Below are 15,561 nucleotides of genomic sequence, written 5' to 3'. Positions count from 1 at the left end.
CGGCAAGCCTCCTTCGCCCCGCAAGCGGGGAGAAGGTGCCGGCAGGCGGATGAGGGGCTTACAGCGCGCCGCCTGCGAATAACTACCGCTTCAAGCTCCCCAGGATCCCGCGCACCAGCGCCCGGCCGACCTGGGTTGCCACCGTGCGCGCCACGCTCTTCATCGCCGCTTCCACCACCGTTTCGCGCTGATAGCCGGAAGAGCGGCCGCGGGATTGGCCGCGGCCCTGCTGGTTGTCGTCATTGCTGCCGCCGAAGCCCGGCAGGCTCCAGCCGGATGTGCTGTCCGGCTGCTGCTCGGCCGCTTCCTCCTGCGCCCGCTTGGCGGCGTCGGCATCCGCCGCCTTCTTGGCGCGCGTCGCCAGGATCTCGAAGGCGGATTCGCGGTCGATGTCCTCGTCATAGACGCCGAGCACCGGGCTCCGGTCCATGATCTGCTGGCGTTCACCATCCGTCAGCGGGCCGACGCGGCCGGAGGGCGGGCGGATCAGCGTGCGCTCGACGATCGATGGCGCCCCCTTGGCCTCCAGCGTCGAGACCAGGGCCTCGCCGGTGCCGAGATTGGTGATGACGGTGGCGCAATCGAAGGCCGGGTTCGGGCGGAAGGTATCGGCCGCCGTCCTCACCGCCTTCTGCTCGCGCGGCGAATAGGCGCGCAGCGCGTGCTGCGCCCGGTTGCCGAGCTGGGCGAGCACCGTTTCCGGCACGTCGAGCGGGTTCTGCGTCACGAAATAGACGCCGACACCCTTGGAGCGGATCAGCCGTACCACTTGCTCGACACGTTCCGTCAGCACCTTCGGCGCGTCGTTGAACAGCAGATGCGCTTCGTCGAAGAAGAAGACGAGCTTCGGTTTTTCAGGGTCGCCGACCTCCGGCAGTTCCTCGAACAGTTCCGAGAGCAGCCAGAGCAGGAAAGTGGCGTAAAGGCGCGGGTTCATCATCAGCTTGTCGGCGGCAAGCACCGAGATCTGACCGTAGCCATTATTGCTGGTGCGCATGATGTCGGAGATCTTCAGGGCCGGCTCGCCGAAGAAATGTTCCGCGCCCTGCTGTTCGAGAACGAGCAGCGCCCGCTGGATCGAGCCGACCGAGGCCTTGGAGATCAGCCCGTACTGGGTGGAAAGTTGGGTGGCGTTCTCGCCCATATAATTGAGCAGCGAGGTGAAATCCTTGAGGTCGAGCAGCGGCAGCCCGGCCTGGTCGGCGATCTTGAAGGCGATGTTGATGACGCCTTCCTGCGGTTCGGAGGCATCCATCAGCCGGGCGAGCAGCAGCGGCCCCATCTCGGCGACGGTAGTGCGCACCCGGTGACCCTTCTCACCGAACAGATCCCAGAAAATCACCGGGAACTGGTCGAATTCATAATCGGTAAAGCCGATCTGCTCGGCCCGTTTGGTGAGGAAATCCTTGGCCTCGCCCCTGGCGGCGATGCCGGAAAGATCGCCCTTGATGTCGGCGGCAAAGACCGGCACACCGGCCCGCGAGAAGCCTTCGGCCAAGACCTGCAGCGTTACCGTCTTGCCGGTGCCGGTGGCGCCGGTGACGAGGCCGTGGCGGTTACCGAATTTGAGGTCGAGATACTCAGGCTTGTTGATGCTGTCGTCGGGATTGCGGCTCGCGCCGATGAAAATCTTGCCATCCTCGATCATCCGCAATTCTCCCTTCGGCGCTGCCGCTCTTTGTCGGAAGACTGGCTTGCGCCGCCTTCATCGAACCATCGTTTCTCTGTTATAAGCAGGCAGGCGGATGCGGACAACTGTTTGCATCGAAAGCAAAACCGGACATTGAGTTGCGCTCGAATCTCGATTAACGCTGACGTTAACGTCAAAAAATAACAGGAGGCTGACGATGAATGAAATTGTGACCCAGATCGCCGATCGTGTGGGTATCGCGCCTGATCTGGCCGAAAAGGCGCTCGGCATGATGCTCGGCTTCCTGCAGCGCGAGGCGGCCGACGGCCCGGTCGCCCGGATGATCGAGGCAATCCCCGGCGGCGCCGATCTCGTCGCCCAGTTCAACGGCGAAAGCGCCGGCGGCGGTGGCGGTCTGCTCGGCGGGCTGATGAGCGCGCTCGGCGGCGGCGGCATCATGGGCCTCGGCCAGCAGCTGATGGCTGAAGGCCTCGGCATGGGCGAGATCACCTCGCTCGCCAAGGAAACCATCGCCATCGCCAAGCAATATGCCGGCGAAGAGGTCGTTGACGAAGTCGTGGCTTCGGTGCCGGGGCTCAGCCAGTTCGTCTGATACACAGAGTCGAAAGGAGCCTCGCGGCGTCGCTGCGGGGCTCTATACTGCTCGCCAAACTTTGATCGTCCGCGCCCGCTCTATGGGGAACAATGAACGCATATCGTCTGTTTCTGTCGCATCGCCGACACCAGAAGGAATAGGATCATGCGCAGGCTTATTGCAGCAACGACGATCGCTCTCCTCAGCCTCTCCGCCCCGGTTCTTGCCCAGTCGAATATGGGCATGGATGCCAGCGGCCGGATCGACGGCACGCCGCCGCTCGGCACAGCGCCGGGTGCCGAAACCCAAAGCGGGCTGGTCATTCCGCTCGACTCGATCGAAACCGGCAGCGTCGACAACGGCGCCCCGAACGGACGGGTCGATTGGGCGCGCTGCCCGCCGCGCAAGGCCCGTGGCGCGCTTGCCACCGAAGGCGGCAATAGCGGCGCCTCCGTCAGCGCGGCCTGCCGCGATCGATAACACAGGAGCGTTCTATTTGCCGTCCTTGCCGTTGCGATGCAGCAGGACGCCAAGTTCGTGCCATTGCCGCCCGTCGCGCTCGATGAGGCGATCGGCGCAGTCCGGTCCCATGCTGCCCGGCGTGTAAGCGTCGGGTGTGCTCGGGTCCTTCGCCCAGATATCGAGGAAGGGCTGCACCGCCGCCCAGCCGGCCTCGATGCCGTCGGCGCGCTGGAACAGCGTCTGGTCGCCGATGAAGAGATCGTAGAGCAGCGATTCATAACCGGTGGTCTTGCCGATATCGAATTTGTCGGCATAGCGGAAATCGAGTGAAACCGGCGTGGTATCGACCGAAAGCCCCGGCGACTTGATCGAGATTTCCATGCTCATGCCCTCGTCCGGCTGCACCTGGATCACCAGCCGGTTCGGCGGCAGGCGGCGATTGACCTCGGTCTCGCGGAACTGCGCGAAGGGCACCGGCTGGAAGGTGATGACGATTTCGGTGTCGCGCGCCGTCAGCGCCTTGCCGGTCCTCAAGTAGAAGGGCACGCCCGCCCAGCGCCAGGTATCGGCATAAAGCTTCAGCGCCACATAGGTCTCGGTCCGGCTGTCGGGCGAAACGTCCTTGCTGTCGCGATAGGCCGGAAGGTCGGCGCCGTTGAGCGGACCTGCGCCATAGGCGCCGCGCACGCCATGCGTCTTCGCCTCATCGGGCGTATAGATGCGCAATGCCTTCAGCACCTTGCTCTTCTCGTTGCGGATCGCTTCGGCATCGAAACTGTTCGGCGGTTCCATGGCAATCATCGCCAGCAGCTGGAACAGATGGTTCGGCACCATGTCGCGCAGCGCGCCAGTCGCATCGTAGAATTTGCCGCGGCTGCCGACATCGACGATCTCGGCGGCGGTGATCTGCACATGGTCGATATAGCGGCTGTTCCACAGCGACTCGATGATCATATTGGCAAAACGCGCCGTCATCAGGTTCTGCACCGTCTCCTTGCCGAGGAAATGATCGAGCCGGTAGACTTGGCTTTCGCCGATCTGGGCGAGAATCTGCGCATTGAGCGCCCGCGCCGAGGCGAGATCGGTGCCGAACGGCTTCTCGATGGCGACGCGGCGGAAGGTGCCGTCCTTTTCATCGGTCAGGCCATGGGCGGCGAGTTTCTCGACGATCGAGCCGAAGAAGGACGGCGGCACGGCGAGATAGAAGGCGGCATTGGCATCCGGCCCCAGCCGTTTGCCGATCTCGAGGAAGATATCGTCCTTGGTGAAATCCCCGGCCATATAGGAAATGCGCCGGCGCAGGCTCTCCCAGACCTCGTCCTTTTGCGTCTGCTCCTCACCGCTCAGATGCTTTAGGAATTCGTCGAGCCGTCCGCGCAGGAATTCGTCGTCGCCCGGCTCGATGCCGATGCCGAGAATGTGGAGATCGTCACCGACGAGGCGGCCGCGCGTCAGATTGATGATCGCCGGCACCAGCAGCCGGCGCGTCAGGTCGCCGGTGGCGCCGAAGATGACGAGGGTGACCGGCGGGGTAGGGGTAGCGTCCATATGTGTCATCTCCTTTTCCGGCCGACTATAATGCGCGCCGGTTTCGCCGCAACATATGAGAGCGAGGGATAACAGGCATTTGACAGCTTGCGGGCCTGCCCCTCATCCGCCTGCCTAAACCGGAGCACTGATCAGCGCCCGCCTACCTCTTCACCGCCACCATGAAAATCCGCGGAAACCGCAGCAGCACCCGCCCGTCCGACATCTTCGGATAAGCCTTTTCCACCCGTGCAAGATAATCCGCCAGAAAGGCCTCGCGATACTCCTCACCGGCCCGGGCGAGGTAAGGCATCAGCCCAGTGCCCTTCACCCATTCGACGATCGCTGCCGCATCCGCCATCGGGTGATTGTAGATGGTGTGCCAGATATCGACGCGCGAGGCTTTGCCCGTCAGTCTGGAGTAGTAGGCGGACGGCGCAGGCAAACCCTTGCGGCGTACGCTCTTTCCCTCGAAGGCGCTCTTCCAGGGGCCGTTATTCGCCGTCTCCTCCATCAGGAGATGACTGGGTTCGCCAAGATTGTCGGGCATCTGCACCGCCAGCGCTCCGCCTGGGGAAAGCCCGTCCATCAGCCGGTCGAAAATGTCGAGATGATCGGGCAGCCACTGGAAGACGGCATTGGCAAAGAGCAGGTCCGTGGGCTCGGTCGGCTTCCAGCTGCCGAGATCGGCCTCGGCGAAGGCGGTGCCCGGAAGCCGCTTGCGGGCTGCCTCCAGCATGTTGAGATCGCTGTCGAGGCCCGAGACGCCCTCGGCACCATACCGCTCGATGATGAGTTCGGTCGAATTGCCCGGCCCGCAGCCGAGATCGACGGCGCGGCGGATGCTCTGCAGCGGCACTTGCGCCAGAAGGTCGCGTGCCGGTCGTGTGCGTTCGTCCTCGAATTTCACATATTGGCTGGCGGACCATGCCATGGCGGTACCTCCTGGTGTCGGGCCACGTCTTCCCTTTGGCGAATACGGATCTTGTCGACGTTGCGGCCGGGTCGGACAGCTTCGAGGCGCGACATAAGGCGCCCGCAACCTTCACTCCGCGGACACAAGTATCTTGTCCACGCGCCTGCCGTCGAGATCGACGACTTCGAAGCGCCATCCATCCCTCGTGAAGCTCTCCCCCAGTTCGGGCAGATGTTTCAGCTCTTCCAGCACCAGGCCGGCCACGGTCTGATATTCGAGATCGTCATCGAGCTTGAGGTTCAGGAATTCGGCGAATTCGTCGATCGGCGTCCAGCCGGATACCAGGTAGGAACCGTCGTCCCGGCGAGCGATGGCCTGTTCATCCACCGGTCCCTCCTGGAGAGCGCCCATGATCGCTTCCAGAATGTCGCCTGAGGAAACGATCCCTTCGAAATGGCCGTACTCGTCAAAAACCAGCACCATGTGGACCGGCGATTTCCGGATGGCTTCAATCACATGGATGGCGGTTGAAAGGTCGGAAACCACCGGCACGTCCTGCGTCAGAGCCTTGATATCGGCGCTGCCGTGTTCCGACATCGAGTCGTAAAAGTCCTTGACCGGAAGGATGCCGATCACCTCGTCCGAACTGCCTTTGCGAACGGGCAGCCGAGACCGTTTCGTCCGGTGCAACTGCGCCCGGATTTCATCAAGGCTGTCGTCGATATCGATAATTTCGACGTCGCGCCGGGGCGTCATCAGCGCCCGGGCGGTGCGGTCCGCCAGCCGCATGACGCCCGATATCATCGCCGACTCTTCGCTTTCGATCACGCCGGCCGACTGCGCTTCGGCGAGAACGGTTTTGATCTCCTCGTCGGAGACATTGTCGCCGCTTTTGCCTGTTTGGCCGAGGAGCTTCAGCACAAGATTTCCGGAGGCGTTCAGAAGCCAGACGAGCGGCAGCGCGATTTTGGAAAGCACCGCCATGGCGGGTGCGACCTTCGCCGCAACGGCTTCGGGTTCCCGCAACGCGATCTGCTTTGGCACAAGTTCGCCGACGATCAAGGAAAGATAGGTGATGGCGACGACAACCGAACCGACGCCGACGGCGTCCGCGGCCGTCGACGACATTCCCTGCGTCTGCAGCCATCCCGCGAGGCGGCCCCCGAGCGTGGCCCCCGAAAAAGCGCCGGAGAGAACACCGACCAGCGTAATGCCGATCTGCACCGTGGAGAGAAAGCGGCCGGGGTTTTCGGCAAGTTTGATGGCTTGCGCCGCCCCCTTGCTGCCATTGTCGGAGAGAACCTTCAGGCGGGCCGTTCGAGAAGACACAACAGCCAACTCCGACATGGCGAGCACACCATTGAGGATGGTGAGAAGCACCACAATTCCAATTTCCAGAAACACGGGGACCCTATTCGTTGAGGTTTCAATGCCGCATTGATCAGGCGACACGGCCAAGCATTCGAAGAGACGCTATATCAGCATCGCCCTTCGTCTTTCCATCGTCGTATTAACATCGAGGCGGCCCGTCATTCGCAATGATCTGGAAGAAGGCTGCTCCCTGCGGGATATGCTCAAGGCGAGGCGGAGATCATCGCACGGTCTACAGCGGTTGCCACCTTCCTCGGTCGGGAAATCCCGACTGGAACGGGCGGAGCTTGTACTGGACGGGTCGCTGTCGGGCATGTCGCAATTTTGGCGGTGAAACGGTGCCGACGCAAGAGGCGTCCAGCAAAAATCATAGTACCGTATTGATATGACAGTTTCGAAAAGGTCGGCGGGCCCACGTTCCGGCCGGCAATTTCTGCGGGATTTTTCGCATTTCTGCATGATGCCGAACCGCTCGAAACGGTCCGGCATCATGTATGCGCGCATCAGGCCGCCAGGATCGTAATCCCGTAGGCATTGGCGGCTGCCGTCATACGGGCGATGGTCTCCGCCGAAGGGCTGGCCTTCGGAGGCTCCGTCACGCCTTCCGCTTCGATGAATTCGGCCATGTCGCGATCGACGACCGCGGAAAAGATTGCGGGGGCGGTCCCGCGATTGGAATAGCCGTGCACCACGAAAGGCGGGATGCTGACGATGTCGCCGGCGCCGGCCTCGATCTCTTCAGGGCCGTTGTCGGTCAGCCGCCAAATCGTGAGCCGTCCTTCGAGAATGCGGAACACCTCGGGGCTCGCATGCGCATGTTTCGGCGTCCGGCTGCCTGATGGTACGGTGACGTCGAAGATGTTGAGCCAGTTTCCGCGGATACGAACCCGTCGTTCGACCCGGTCGCCGAGGACGAAGAAGCGCTTCGCTTCGTCGCCGGCATGCGTTTTCACAAATGAGTTGGACATCATGTCTCTTTCTTCTTCTTGGCTTTTTCTTGCGGACGCAGCCGTTAGGCCTTTGTGCCGTCTTTGGCAACCACCGCAATAATGCGTGTTGGCAAACCAATGGCCCCGATATCGGTGCGGCGGGACGCTTTCGCAAGACCTGCCAGGCGGTGGCAAGAGCTGGTTGTTCGCTCCGCCTGCCCTTGCCATGCGTTCGTGCCAAAGCGGGAAGCCAGAGAGCGATGGCTAGGGGCACGGCTTGGCTCCGTCCTTCGGACCCCCGCTGGGGAGAAGGGGAGTCGTGGCAACGCATTGCCGGGTCTCTTTGGCCATAGCATATCGGAGGAACGAGAAGCGGAATTGCCTCAAGAAAACCGCGTGATCACGCTGATGCCCGTCGCCTCCGCCTTGTCGAGCGTCATTAGCGCCGGCACGGCTTCCTCCAGGCTGATACGGCGGCCGATCAGCTTCTGCGGGGCGATCTTGCCGGCGGAAAGCATCGACAGCATGGCGTCGTAGCGCCAGGCCTGCATGCCGTGGCTGCCGTAGATCTCCAACTCGTGGCCGATCACCTGCGCCATCGGAATCTGCGGCGTGGCATGTTCGCCGAGCATCAGCCCCACCTGCACATGCCGGCCGCGTCGGCGCAGATTCTTGATCGAGTTGAAGCAGGTGGCGGGGTGGCCGAGTGCGTCGATCGAGACATGCGCGCCGCCCTTTGTGATCTCGCGCACCGCCTCTGCCACATCGGCAACGCTCGAGGCATTGACCGTCGCCACCGCGCCGCATTCTCTGGCGAAGGCGAGTTTCTCCTCCGATATGTCGATGCCGATCGCATTGGCGCCGAGTGCCGTGGCGATCATGATGGCCGACAGGCCGACGCCGCCGCAGCCATGCACGGCGATCCATTCGCCGGGACCTGTACGCGCCTGATCGGCGACGGCGCGGAACGAGGTGGCGAAGCGGCAGCCGAGGCTCGCCGCCGTCGCATCGTCGATCGTGTCGGGCAGATGCACCAGATTGGTATCGGCATAATCGATCGCCACATATTCGGCGAACGATCCCCAATGGGTGAAGCCCGGCTGGAACTGGTTCGGGCAAACCTGCTGGTTGCCGGAATGGCACTCCCCGCAATGGCCGCAGCCGGAAACGAAGGGCACGGTCACCCGGTCGCCCACCTTGAAACGCATCACGCCGCGGCCGGTGGCGACGACCTGCCCGGCAAGCTCGTGCCCCGGCACATGCGGCAGGCGGATATCGGGATCGTGTCCCATCCAGCCGTGCCAGTCGCTGCGGCAGAGCCCGCTGGCGCCGACCGATATGACGACGCCGTCCTCGGAAGGGGTCGGATCGGGCAGGGTACGGATTTCGGGCGCCTGTTCGAAGGCTTCGTAATACATCGCTTTCATCGGCGTCTTCCCTTGCTGCTGTCCCGCGTTTTTCTCTATGATCGCACGCGGCAGGCCGCCGTTCCAACATCCCATTCCATCATTTTTGCTGATGCACCCATCGCTGAAGGCGTGGGCGTCGCGCACGAATATTGCGGGCTGGACCCATCCTCCGGCATTTTCTTGCTTCCGCATTTCCCATCCGGATTTGTCCTTGACCCCGCCCGCTGCGGCGGTTTTTGCTTCCGAGCTTTACAGGGGAGGGCAGCATGGCCGTCGATACATCACCGCGTTCAACCACCTGGACTCATGTCGACGGGGAGTGGCTTTCCGGCAATCCGCCGCTGATCGGGCCGACCTCGCATGCCATGTGGCTCGGCTCCACGGTCTTCGACGGCGCCCGCTGGTTCGACGGCATAGCGCCCGATCTCGACCTGCATTGCCAGCGCATCAACCGCTCGGCGCTTGCCATGGGGCTGAAGCCGGTGAAATCATCAGAGGAAATTGCTGCGCTCGCCTGGGAAGGCGTTGGCAAATTCGATGGCGCGACGGCGATCTACATCAAGCCGATGTATTGGGGCGAACACGGCGCACCGGGCAGCATTGTCTCCGTCGATGCCGAATCGACCCGCTTCGCGCTCTGCCTGTTCGAGGCGCCGATGGGCGGTCATGCCGGCACCAGCCTCACCGTTTCGCCCTATCGCCGCCCGTCGCCTGAGACGGCGATGACCGAGGCAAAGACCGGCTCGCTCTATCCGAACAGCGGCCGCATGATCGCCGAAGCCCGCGGCCGCGGCTTCGACAATGCCTTGGTGCGCGATCTCAACGGCAACGTCGTCGAGACCGCCTCGTCGAATGTTTTCCTGGTGCGCGACGGCGTAGTCATGACCCCGACCGCCAACCGCACCTTCCTCGCCGGCATCACCCGCGCCCGCGTCATGGACCTGTTGCGCAAGGCCGGTTTCGACGTCGTCGAGGCAACGCTGTCCGTCGAGGATTTCCTCGCCGCCGATGAAGTCTTCACCACCGGCAACTACTCCAAAGTCGTCGGCGTCACCCGCCTCGACGGCCGCGATTTCCAGGAAGGCCCGGTCACCCGCAAGGCGCTGGACCTCTACATGGACTGGGCCCACGGCAGAAGCGAGAGTGAAGAGTGAGCCACGATCCCGCGAAGCCGGAGCAATCGATCCAGTGAATCGATTGCAGTGGCGAACGCCCGAAGCGCAAGCGCAGGGCTGGAATGGTCCGTCGGCAGAGTCCGGTCCGCCCCTCATCCGCCTGCCGGCACCTTCTCCCCGTAAACGGGGCGAAGGGGATATGCCGCGACCTCTCCGTCCCCATTTACCTCTCGTATGGCACGTCCCCTCGCCCCGTTTACGGGGAGAGGGTTAGGGTGAGGGGCAGCTGATTCGCTGTGAGAGCGGCCTATTACAGTGAAATCGCCCCCCTCACGTCATCCACTTCCGATGCTCCGCAAATCTCTCCGCCAGGAGGTCGATGAACAGCCGCACCTTGGTCGCCAGATGGCTGCGGTTGGGATAGACGGCGTTGATGTTGAATTCCACCGGCCGGTAGTCCGGCATGATCTTCACCAGCCGCCCTTCGGCGATATCGTCGAAGACCACGAAACTCGGGGCCAGGAAGATGCCCTGGCCATTCAGCGTCAGGAAACGCAGCATCTCGGCGCTGTTGGAGACGGCATTGCCGCCGATCTTGACGCTTTCCTGCCGGCCTTCGCCATCCTCGAAGCGCCATTCCTCACCATAGGGGTAGTAGGCATATTGCAGGCAATTGTGATCGGCGACCTCGGCCGGCCTTTGCGGCATCGGATGGCTGTCGAAATAGGCCGGCGAGCAGACGAGCATATGGCGCCAGGGCGTCAGCTTACGGGCGACGAGCGAAGAATCCGGCGGCGGCACGGTGCGGATCACCAGATCGTAGCCGTCCTCGATCATGTCGACCATCCGCTCGCCGACGCTGAAATCGAGCGCGATCGACGGATAGAGTTCCATATATTCGCCGACGACGGGCAGCAGGAAGCGCACGATGGCGCTGCTGGTATAGACCTTCAGCGTGCCGCGCGGCGTGGTGCTGAGCGCGCCCGCCGTCCGGTCGGCCTCGTCGAGTTCGGCAAGGATCTGCGAGGATCGTTCATAATAATATTTGCCGGTTTCCGTCAGGCTGACTTTGCGGGTGGTGCGGTTGAGCAGCCGCACGCCGAGCCGGTCCTCCAGCGACTGCACATGATTGCCGACCATGGTGACGGACATGTTCAGCCGGCGCGCGGCGGCGGAAAAACCGCCGCATTCTACCACCCGGCCAAAGACGGCGAGGCTTGTCAGTCGGTCCATATTGTCTCCGGATTATCCGCTGAGAGTTGATGATCCTTCCCGATATAAGCAGATTATCAAAAGGAATGGCAGGGTGCATTTTCCGTCGCATCGAACAGGGCCTCGCAGAAACGGGGCGACAGACGAAGGAAAAGGACGATGGTCGAGCTACCCCGCAAGCAGGTTTTCGAAAGTGCTGGAGAGGCCGAGCGGATCTTGGCCGAGGAGGCCGCTAGAGCGCCCACCGCTGAAGCACCCGCGATGCCCGTGGCCGGAACCCCGGTTGCGCAAGCGCCTGAGAAGACCGGCCGCCGGATGCTCAAGCGTGCGGTCATCGCCGCAGCACTGCTTGCCGGCGCCGCTTTCGCGGGCGATTTCGGCCATCGCTACTGGACGGTCGGCCGCTTCATCGAATCCACCGACGATGCCTATGTGAAGGCCGACTATACCACCGTCGCCCCGAAGGTTGCCGGCTATATCAGGCAGGTGCTGGTCAATGACAATGACCAGGTCAAATCAGGCCAGGTTCTCGCCCGCATCGACGACCGCGACTTTCAGGCCGCATTGTCGCAGGCGAGGGCCGATGTGAAGGCGGCCGAGGCCGCCATTACCAATATCGACGCCCAGATTGCCCTGCAGCAATCCGTCATCGGCCAGGCCAAGGCGACGATCGATGCCTCGCAGGCCTCGCTGGATTTTGCTGTGTCCGATGCCGCCCGCTCCGCCCGCCTGATCACCAACGGCGCCGGCACCCAGTCCCGCGCCGAACAGAGCCAGTCGGCCCGCGACCAGGCCGCTGCCGCCGTCGAACGCGATCGGGCAGCGCTCGTCGCGGCGGAGAACAAGGTGCCGGTGCTCCGGAGCCAGCGCGAACAGGCGGTTGCCGAGCGCGACCGGGCGGCCGCGGCCGCACAGCAGGCCGAACTCAACCTCTCCTATACGGATATCGTCGCCGCTGTCGACGGCACGGTCGGCGCCCGTTCGATCCGCGTCGGCCAATATGTCACATCGGGTACGCAACTGATGGCCGTCGTGCCGCTACATGCCGTCTATGTCGTCGCCAATTTCAAGGAAACGCAGCTGACCTATGTCCGTCCCGGCCAGTCGGTCGAGATCAAGGTCGACAGCTTTCCCGATATCGCCATCAAGGGTCACGTCGACAGCGTTTCGCCGGCAAGCGGTCTGGAATTCTCGCTGCTGCCGCCGGACAATGCCACCGGCAACTTCACCAAGATCGTCCAGCGTATCCCCGTCAAGATCGTCATCGACGACGAGGCTTTGAGCGGGCTGCTGCGCTCGGGCATGTCGGTCGAGCCTGAAGTCGATACCAAGGCTGCCCAGAGCGAGGCTTCCCAGGCCTCCGGACAAGCCGAGGAGGAATTATCCAGCCACGCTGGATGATCCTTCTCCTCCCGAAATATCGCCGAACCCCATCGTCGGAAAGTTTCCGCAACAGTCGGAAGGAGATAGGTCATGGCCACTGTTCAGATCGCAGCAAACGGCAATTCGCTTGCGCGCCCCGCCGCTGCAGTGCCCGCGACGCCTGCCGTCATGAGCCCGCTACGCGTGTGGATGGCTGTTGTCGGCTCGACGCTCGGCGCCTTCATGGCGGTCCTCAACATCCAGATCGTCAATGCCTCGCTCGCCGATATCCAGGGCGCCATCGGCGCCGGCACGGATGACGGCGGCTGGATCTCGACCTCCTATCTGATCGCGGAGATCGTCGTCATTCCGCTCAGCGCCTGGCTGGCGCGCGTCTTTTCGCTGCGCAGCTATCTGCTGGCCAACGCCATCCTGTTCCTGATCTTTTCCGTTGCCTGCGCCTTCGCGGCAAACCTGCAGCAGATGATTATCCTGCGCGCCATTCAGGGCTTTGCCGGCGGCGTGCTGATCCCGATGGCCTTCACCATCATCATCACGCTGCTGCCCAGGGCCAAGCAGCCGATCGGCCTTGCCCTCTTTGCCCTGTCGGCCACCTTCGCACCGGCGATCGGCCCGACGATCGGCGGTTACCTCACCGAGAACTGGGGCTGGGAATATATCTTCTACGTCAATCTGGTGCCCGGCGCGCTGATGGTCGGCCTGCTCTTTGCCTCGCTCGACCGGGCGCCGATGAACCTGAAGCTGCTTTTCAACGGCGACTGGCCTGGTATCGTCACCATGGCGATCGGCCTGGCCGCTTTGCAGACCGTGCTGGAAGAGGGCAACAAGGAAGACTGGTTCGGCTCCGATTTCATCCTGCGGCTGACGGTTGTCGCCGCTGTCTCGCTGACGCTGTTCATCGTCATCGAGCTGAGAGCGGCTCATCCGCTCCTGAACCTGCGTCTGCTGCTGCGCCGCAATTTCGGCTTCGGCATTGTCGCCAACTTCCTGCTCGGCATCGCGCTTTATGGTTCGGTCTTCGTGCTGCCGATCTACCTCACCCGTATCCAGGGCTATAATTCCGAGCAGATCGGCATGGTGCTCGCATGGACAGGCATCCCGCAGCTGCTGCTGATCCCGCTGGTGCCGCGGCTGATGAAGCGTTTCGACGTCCGCCTGCTGATCGTCGTCGGCTTTGCCCTGTTTGCCGCCTCGAACTTCATGAACGTGCATATGACCGGCGATTATGCCAGCGACCAGCTGTTCTGGCCGAATATCGTGCGCGCCATCGGTCAGGCGCTCGTCTTCACGCCGCTGTCGGCGATCGCCACATCTGGCATCGAGCAGGAGAATGCCGGCTCGGCGTCCGCCCTCTTCAACATGATGCGCAATCTCGGCGGGGCGGTCGGCATTGCCTCGCTGCAGACCTTCCTGTCGAAGCGCGAACAGTTCCATTCGAACATCCTGACCAACTCGGTCTCGGTCTTCGAGGAGGCCACCCGCGATCGTGTCGCGAGATTGACGGCCTATTTCATGAACCACGGCCTCAGCGATCAGGCGCTCGCCAGCCACAAGGCCATCGTCGCCATCGCCCTCAAAATACGCAGGCAGGCCAATATCATGGCCTTCAGCGACACCTTCTTTCTGCTCGGCGTCGCCCTTGTCGTCGCCCTGCTGGCAAGCCTGCTGCTCCGGAAACCCGGCCAACTCTCCGGCGGCGGCGCTCACTAACGCCGCCTGCCCGAAAGGAGGAGAACACGATGACAACTGCGATCCATGCCCCCGATCTCGACCGGTTTCAGCCAAGGGCTGCCGGCCATGCCGTCAGCACCGGCGCGTTGCTCTCCATCATCGAATGGCTCTCCGGCGACGAATGCCATGCGCTCGACGAGGCGGGCCTTGTCTCCGGCCTTGGCCGCAGGCTTCAGGCGCTTGGCCTGCCGGTGGACCGGTTGACCCTGCATCTGATGACGCTGCATCCCGAGTTCGTCGGCCGCACCATCGCCTGGGCGCCGGGCGAGCCGGTCGAGATCCACGACCGCGAACACGGCGCGCGGGCCGCGATATCAAACACGCCGCTGCGCAAGGTCATGGAAAGCCGGGAACCGCTGGTCGTCGGTCCTGACGAAAGCGTGCACGGCCGCTGGCAGCATATCGACGTCTTCGCCGATCGCGACCTGATGCAGCTTGTCATCGCGCCGCTCTGCAATATCGACGGGCCGGTCGGCGCCGCCGTCTTCGGCACGAGGCGGCCGGCCGGCTTCACAGCCTCCGAACGTCAGGTGATCGAGCGCATTCTGCCGGCGCTGCGCAACACCAGCGAGCTGCGTATTCTTCGCCAGGTCGAGCTCAGCCTGCTCGACACCTATGTCGGCCCGCTGACCGCAAGCCGGATTCTCGCCGGCCGCATCCGCCAGGGCGAAATCGAATCGATGGAGGCCGCCCTGCTGCTCTGCGATCTGCGCGGCTTTACCGAGCTGTCGAACCGGCTGCCCGGCAGCACCGTGCTTGGGCTGCTCAACGCCTATTTCGACCGGGTCGTCCCGGCCATTACCCGGGAAGGCGGCGAAGTGCTGAAATTCATGGGCGACGCCGTGCTTGCCTTCTTTCCCGGCTACGCTGCGGCCCATGCCTGCGGCGCCGCCCTGGCATCGGCCCGCGCCATCCTCGATGAGATCGAGCGCTTCCAGTACGACGGCATCGGCGTGAACGCCGGCATCGCCCTGCATTACGGCGAGGTCAGCTACGGCAATGTCGGCTCCGGCCGCCGTCTCGACTTCACCCTGATCGGCGGCGACGTCAATCTGGTCAGCCGCATCCAGACCGCCTGCAGCGAATTGGGAGAGGCCCTGCTGATGTCGGCGCCGTTCTGCCAAGAGGCCGGGGCAGGGGATGTGGTGTCGGTCGGGGCGCATGGGTTGAAGGGGTTTGCCGAGCCGGTGAAGCTATTTACGATCGTGCGGTAGATGTGCGGTGCTCCGCCCACCAGCGCGCACCTGCACGAAACGCAGGGCAGGCTTGCCCCAAAACGGC

General features: G+C 63.2%; 13 protein-coding genes. 6 read left to right on the top strand and 7 right to left on the bottom strand.

The features are described from left to right. Positions 1 to 82 precede the first annotated feature (82 nt). Complete coding sequence (locus tag BBJ66_RS18145) at positions 83 to 1,648, bottom strand: helicase HerA-like C-terminal domain-containing protein (protein ID WP_071088749.1); 1,566 nt, start codon at positions 1,646 to 1,648, stop codon at positions 83 to 85. Positions 1,649 to 1,847: 199 nt separating this feature from the next. On the opposite strand from BBJ66_RS18145, the gene BBJ66_RS18140 reads away from it, so the two are divergent. Both BBJ66_RS18140 and BBJ66_RS18135 read left to right on the top strand, forming a co-directional pair. Beyond that, entirely contained in the window at positions 1,848 to 2,243 is a 396-nt protein-coding gene (locus BBJ66_RS18140) for a hypothetical protein (RefSeq protein WP_049734489.1), read from the top strand. A gap of 147 nt (positions 2,244 to 2,390) precedes the next feature. Beyond that, a complete protein-coding gene (locus BBJ66_RS18135) occupies positions 2,391 to 2,705 on the top strand; it encodes a hypothetical protein (RefSeq protein WP_071088747.1) in 315 nt (104 codons plus the stop codon). Positions 2,706 to 2,717: 12 nt separating this feature from the next. Here BBJ66_RS18135 and zwf read toward each other — a convergent pair whose 3' ends face one another. The 5 genes from zwf to BBJ66_RS18110 form a co-directional block, all read right to left on the bottom strand. Further along, entirely contained in the window at positions 2,718 to 4,235 is a 1,518-nt protein-coding gene (gene zwf / locus BBJ66_RS18130; protein ID WP_071088745.1) for a glucose-6-phosphate dehydrogenase, read from the bottom strand. Between the two features lie 142 nt (positions 4,236 to 4,377). Beyond that, positions 4,378 to 5,148: a trans-aconitate 2-methyltransferase gene (gene tam / locus BBJ66_RS18125; protein WP_071088744.1), complete on the bottom strand. Its 771-nt coding sequence runs from the start codon at positions 5,146 to 5,148 to the stop codon at positions 4,378 to 4,380. A 111-nt stretch (positions 5,149 to 5,259) separates the two neighbouring features. Continuing rightward, positions 5,260 to 6,534: a hemolysin family protein gene (locus tag BBJ66_RS18120; RefSeq protein ID WP_049734486.1), complete on the bottom strand. Its 1,275-nt coding sequence runs from the start codon at positions 6,532 to 6,534 to the stop codon at positions 5,260 to 5,262. Between the two features lie 470 nt (positions 6,535 to 7,004). Beyond that, positions 7,005 to 7,472, bottom strand: a complete 468-nt coding sequence (locus BBJ66_RS18115; protein ID WP_071088742.1) for a cupin domain-containing protein — start codon at positions 7,470 to 7,472, stop codon at positions 7,005 to 7,007. A 341-nt stretch (positions 7,473 to 7,813) separates the two neighbouring features. Continuing rightward, positions 7,814 to 8,857, bottom strand: a complete 1,044-nt coding sequence (locus BBJ66_RS18110; RefSeq protein WP_071088740.1) for a zinc-dependent alcohol dehydrogenase family protein — start codon at positions 8,855 to 8,857, stop codon at positions 7,814 to 7,816. A gap of 248 nt (positions 8,858 to 9,105) precedes the next feature. On the opposite strand from BBJ66_RS18110, the gene BBJ66_RS18105 reads away from it, so the two are divergent. Beyond that, entirely contained in the window at positions 9,106 to 9,993 is an 888-nt protein-coding gene (locus tag BBJ66_RS18105; protein WP_071088738.1) for a branched-chain amino acid aminotransferase, read from the top strand. Positions 9,994 to 10,284: 291 nt separating this feature from the next. Here BBJ66_RS18105 and BBJ66_RS18100 read toward each other — a convergent pair whose 3' ends face one another. Beyond that, positions 10,285 to 11,187, bottom strand: a complete 903-nt coding sequence (locus BBJ66_RS18100; RefSeq protein WP_071088736.1) for a LysR family transcriptional regulator — start codon at positions 11,185 to 11,187, stop codon at positions 10,285 to 10,287. 138 nt (positions 11,188 to 11,325) lie between these two features. Here BBJ66_RS18100 and BBJ66_RS18095 point away from each other — a divergent pair, with 138 nt between their 5' ends. The 3 genes from BBJ66_RS18095 (at position 11,326) to BBJ66_RS18085 (ending at position 15,494) form a co-directional block, all read left to right on the top strand. After that, positions 11,326 to 12,567, top strand: coding sequence for an HlyD family secretion protein (locus BBJ66_RS18095; RefSeq protein ID WP_071088734.1), 1,242 nt, complete (start codon positions 11,326 to 11,328; stop codon positions 12,565 to 12,567). 72 nt (positions 12,568 to 12,639) lie between these two features. Continuing rightward, complete coding sequence (locus BBJ66_RS18090) at positions 12,640 to 14,259, top strand: MDR family MFS transporter (RefSeq protein ID WP_071088732.1); 1,620 nt, start codon at positions 12,640 to 12,642, stop codon at positions 14,257 to 14,259. Positions 14,260 to 14,288: 29 nt separating this feature from the next. Then, positions 14,289 to 15,494 (top strand): adenylate/guanylate cyclase domain-containing protein, encoded by a 1,206-nt coding sequence (locus BBJ66_RS18085; RefSeq protein ID WP_071088730.1) that lies wholly within the window; start codon positions 14,289 to 14,291, stop codon positions 15,492 to 15,494. Positions 15,495 to 15,561: the final 67 nt, after the last annotated feature.

This window comes from Rhizobium sp. RSm-3, from assembly GCF_001854685.1.
Taxonomy (GTDB): Bacteria; Pseudomonadota; Alphaproteobacteria; order Rhizobiales; family Rhizobiaceae; genus Rhizobium; species Rhizobium ecuadorense.
Note: the sequence above shows the minus strand (reverse complement) of the source record. Positions and strands in the feature narration are given on the sequence as shown.

Coding starts and splice junctions, on each gene's coding strand:
- zwf (WP_071088745.1), bottom strand. CDS start 4,235: ATGGACGCTACCCCTACCCCGCCGGTCACCCTCGTCATCTTCGGCGCC.
- BBJ66_RS18135 (WP_071088747.1), top strand. CDS start 2,391: ATGCGCAGGCTTATTGCAGCAACGACGATCGCTCTCCTCAGCCTCTCC.
- BBJ66_RS18115 (WP_071088742.1), bottom strand. CDS start 7,472: ATGATGTCCAACTCATTTGTGAAAACGCATGCCGGCGACGAAGCGAAG.
- BBJ66_RS18100 (WP_071088736.1), bottom strand. CDS start 11,187: ATGGACCGACTGACAAGCCTCGCCGTCTTTGGCCGGGTGGTAGAATGC.
- BBJ66_RS18090 (WP_071088732.1), top strand. CDS start 12,640: ATGGCCACTGTTCAGATCGCAGCAAACGGCAATTCGCTTGCGCGCCCC.
- BBJ66_RS18110 (WP_071088740.1), bottom strand. CDS start 8,857: ATGAAAGCGATGTATTACGAAGCCTTCGAACAGGCGCCCGAAATCCGT.
- tam (WP_071088744.1), bottom strand. CDS start 5,148: ATGGCATGGTCCGCCAGCCAATATGTGAAATTCGAGGACGAACGCACA.
- BBJ66_RS18140 (WP_049734489.1), top strand. CDS start 1,848: ATGAATGAAATTGTGACCCAGATCGCCGATCGTGTGGGTATCGCGCCT.
- BBJ66_RS18105 (WP_071088738.1), top strand. CDS start 9,106: ATGGCCGTCGATACATCACCGCGTTCAACCACCTGGACTCATGTCGAC.
- BBJ66_RS18145 (WP_071088749.1), bottom strand. CDS start 1,648: ATGATCGAGGATGGCAAGATTTTCATCGGCGCGAGCCGCAATCCCGAC.
- BBJ66_RS18095 (WP_071088734.1), top strand. CDS start 11,326: ATGGTCGAGCTACCCCGCAAGCAGGTTTTCGAAAGTGCTGGAGAGGCC.
- BBJ66_RS18085 (WP_071088730.1), top strand. CDS start 14,289: ATGACAACTGCGATCCATGCCCCCGATCTCGACCGGTTTCAGCCAAGG.